General features: G+C 71.8%; 3 protein-coding genes. 2 read left to right on the top strand and 1 reads right to left on the bottom strand.

All coding sequences use genetic code 11. The features are described 5' to 3' along the window. Positions 1-95: 95 nt before the first annotated feature. On the bottom strand, positions 96-770 hold the full coding sequence (locus AB0J09_RS60365) for a response regulator transcription factor (protein WP_360712823.1): 675 nt from the start codon (positions 768-770) through the stop codon (positions 96-98). A gap of 127 nt (positions 771-897) precedes the next feature. Here AB0J09_RS60365 and AB0J09_RS60360 point away from each other — a divergent pair, with 127 nt between their 5' ends. Then, the gene (locus tag AB0J09_RS60360) at positions 898-2064 is read left to right on the top strand and encodes a DUF2092 domain-containing protein (protein ID WP_360712820.1); all 1167 of its coding nucleotides are present in this window, start codon (positions 898-900) and stop codon (positions 2062-2064) included. Then, a complete protein-coding gene (locus tag AB0J09_RS60355; protein ID WP_360712819.1) occupies positions 2061-3047 on the top strand; it encodes an ABC transporter ATP-binding protein in 987 nt (328 codons plus the stop codon). Before AB0J09_RS60360 ends, AB0J09_RS60355 begins: the two co-directional genes overlap by 4 nt. Positions 3048-3208 lie beyond the last annotated feature (161 nt).

The following is a 3208-nucleotide window of genomic DNA, read 5'->3' as shown; positions in this document are numbered from 1 at the left end:
ACGCCGACACGGCCAGCGCCAGCGCCAGCACCGCGGCGGCCGCCACCGTGAGCCTGAACCGCAGCCCCTGCCGCCGCCACCAGACGAGCGGGGAGTCAGCCACCGTCGCCCGCCAGCCGGTAGCCCGCGCCGCGCACGGTCTGGAGCGCGTTCCTGCCGAACGGGGCGTCGATCTTGCGCCGCAGGTAGCCGACGTACACCTCGACGACGTTCGGGTCGGTGTCGAAGGTGTCCCACACGTGCTCGAGGATCTCAGCCTTCGACACGACCTCGTCCCGCCGCCGGATCAGATACTCCAGCAGCGCGAACTCCCTCGGAGTCAGCTCGATCGCGTTCCCGTCCCGCTCGACCCTGCGCCGCGCCGGGTCCAGCGACAGGTCGCCCGCCACCAGCACCGACGGCCGCCGCCCCGAGTCGCGCCGCAGCAGCGCCCGCAGTCTGGCCACCAGCACCACGTACGAGAACGGCTTGGTCAGGTAGTCATCGGCCCCCAGGTCGAGCCCGTCGGCCATGTCGTATTCGCCGTCCTTGGCCGACAGCATGAGGATCGGCACCCAGTTCTCCTCCGCGCGCAGCTGCTTGCACACGTTGTAGCCAGACAGCCTGGGCAGCATGATGTCGAGCACCACGACGTCGTAGTCGCCGTGCCTGGCAGCATGGAGCCCTTCCTCGCCGTCGTGGGCGAGGTCCACCGCGAACCCCTCAGCTTGGAGTCCCCGCTGGAGCGCGGCGGCCATCCGCCGCTCGTCCTCGACGACAAGTACTCTCATGTGGCAATTCTCCTGTTCCTGCCCTGAGACAACGCTGAGAAGGCTGAGAGCCGTCTCAGACAGTCTCAGGTCTGCCACAGGATGCATCACGCAGGCTCTGAGCATCGACATACCGTTAAGGAGTGAGATGCGCAGAGGCACGTTCGTGAGGTGGGGAGTGCCGATCGCGGCCGCGGCCGTGATCGGAGCCGCGATCGGCGCCGGCCCCGTCATAGCCGCGGTGAGCGGCGACCCGGTGCTGCCGGAGCGCTCGGCCCAGCAACTGCTGGCCGACGCCGTGGCGGCGACCGGCAAGGAAGGCGGCATCCCGCCGATGTCCGGCACCGTGCAGCAGACGGCCTCGCTCGGCCTGCCGGCGCTGCCGCAGACCGGCGAGGCGTCGCCGCTCAACCTGCTGTCCGGCTCGCACGAGGTGAAGGTCTGGTACGGCGCCAAGGACAAGCTGCGGGTGGCCATGCCGACCCAGCTGAACGAGACCAACCTGATCGTGAACGGCGACCAGGCCTGGTATTGGGAGAGCGCCACCAACACCGCCACCAAGGTGACCATCAAGGCGGGCACCAAGGCAGGTATGGCGCAGGAGCACAAGCTGCCCACGCCCCAGCCGACCGACCTGACCCCGCAGCAGGTGGCCGAGCGGCTGCTGGCCAACGTCGACCAGCACACCGCGGTCCGTGTGATCAACACGGCCGAGGTGGCGGGCCGGCCGGTCTACCAGCTCGTGCTGGCGCCCAAGGACGCGGGCTCGCTGGTGCAGGAGATCCGCATCGCACTTGACGGCGAGACGTACGTCCCGCTGCAGGTGCAGGTCTACGCCAAGGAGTCGGCCGAGCCGGCGTTCCAGGTCGGGTTCACGCAGGTGACGTTCACGCCGCCGGCGGCCGAGAACTTCACCTTCACCCCGCCCGCGGGCGCCAAGGTGGAGGAGAAGACACTCGGTACGGACCTCGGCCAGGGCGCGGAGCAGCGCGCCGAGCACGCCAAGGACGTCGCCGGCCAGGCGAAGGTCGTGGGGCAGGGCTGGACGACCGTGGCGGTCGTTCCGTTCTCGCTGTCGGACCTCGCCGGCGGCGCGGGTGACAAGACCGCGACGCCGTCCGACTCGCGTCAGGGCGCCGATCCGAGCGCGCTGGCCGACAGCGTGCTGAAGTCCGCCACCCCGGTGAGCGGCACGTGGGGCTCCGGCAAGCTGATCAAGACCAAGCTCGTCACCGCCCTTCTGACCGACGACGGCCGCCTCCTGGTCGGCGCGGTCACCCCGGAGGAGATCGTCAAGGCGGCGGGCACCAAGTGACCGCCGTCATGCAGGAAGCGGGGGCGCCCTTCGGGGCGGCCCCGCCCTCCGGGATGAACACCGGGGAATTCGCGATCGTCACGGAGGGCCTGACCAAGCGGTTCCGCGGCGGCCAGGTCGCCGTGGACACGCTGGACCTGGCCGTCCCGCGCGGCTCGGTGTTCGGCTTCCTGGGGCCGAACGGCTCGGGCAAGACCACCACGATCCGCATGCTGCTCGGCCTGATCGCGCCGACGTCGGGCGAGTACTCCGTGCTCGGCCTGCCGCTGGCTCAGGCCCTGCCCAAAGTGGGGGCGCTGGTCGAAGGGCCGGCCTTCTACCCGTACCTGTCGGGCTCGGCCAACCTCATGCGCTTCGACGCCGCCGACCCCACCGCTCCGCGCGGCACCGCCAGGCGGCGGATCGCCGAGGCGCTCGAGCGCGTGGGCCTGACGGCCGCGGCCGGCAAGCGCTACCGCAACTACTCCCTCGGCATGCGCCAGCGCCTGGCCATCGCCGCCGCCCTGCTGGGGCCGCGCGAGCTGCTCATCCTGGACGAGCCGACCAACGGGCTCGACCCGCAGGGCACGCGCGAGGTCCGCGCGCTGGTCAAGGAGATCGCCGCCGACGGCACGACCGTCTTCGTCTCCTCGCACCTGCTGGCGGAGGTCGAGCAGATGTGCACGCACGCGGCGATCATGCGTACCGGGAAGCTCGTGGCGCAGGGCACGATCGCCTCGCTGAGCGGCGGGGTCGTGGCGCGCGTCAGGGTGGAGACCCCGGACGTGGCGGACGCCGCGCGGGTGCTCGGCACGCTCGGCCTCGCCGACGTGCGGCCCGCGAGCGGGGAAGTGACGGCGGAGCTGGGCGGGCACGCGCCGGAGCGGATCAACGCCGCGCTGGTGGGGGAGGGCGTGGCCGTACGCGGGCTGGCCGTGCTGCGGCCGAGCCTGGAGGACGTGTTCGTCGGACTGACAGGGGAGGGCTTCGATGTCGACGGCTGAGACGGCGGGGACCTTGGGGCCGGCCACCTCGGCTCGGGTGTCCGCGGCTGAGACGGCGGGGACCTCGGGGCAGACCACCTCGGCCGCGGCCTCCGCGGCCTCCGCGGCCTCTGCGGCCTCTGCGGCCTCTGCGGCCTCTGCGGCCTCTGCGGCCTCTGCGG

Source organism: Nonomuraea sp. NPDC049784, from assembly GCF_040659615.1.
GTDB lineage: Bacteria > Actinomycetota > Actinomycetes > Streptosporangiales > Streptosporangiaceae > Nonomuraea.
Note: the sequence above shows the minus strand (reverse complement) of the source record. Positions and strands in the feature narration are given on the sequence as shown.

What these genes read in the sequence shown, in the direction of transcription:
- AB0J09_RS60365 (WP_360712823.1), bottom strand. Translation starts at nt 770, where the DNA reads ATGAGAGTACTTGTCGTCGAGGACGAGCGGCGGATGGCCGCCGCGCTC.
- AB0J09_RS60360 (WP_360712820.1), top strand. Translation starts at nt 898, where the DNA reads ATGCGCAGAGGCACGTTCGTGAGGTGGGGAGTGCCGATCGCGGCCGCG.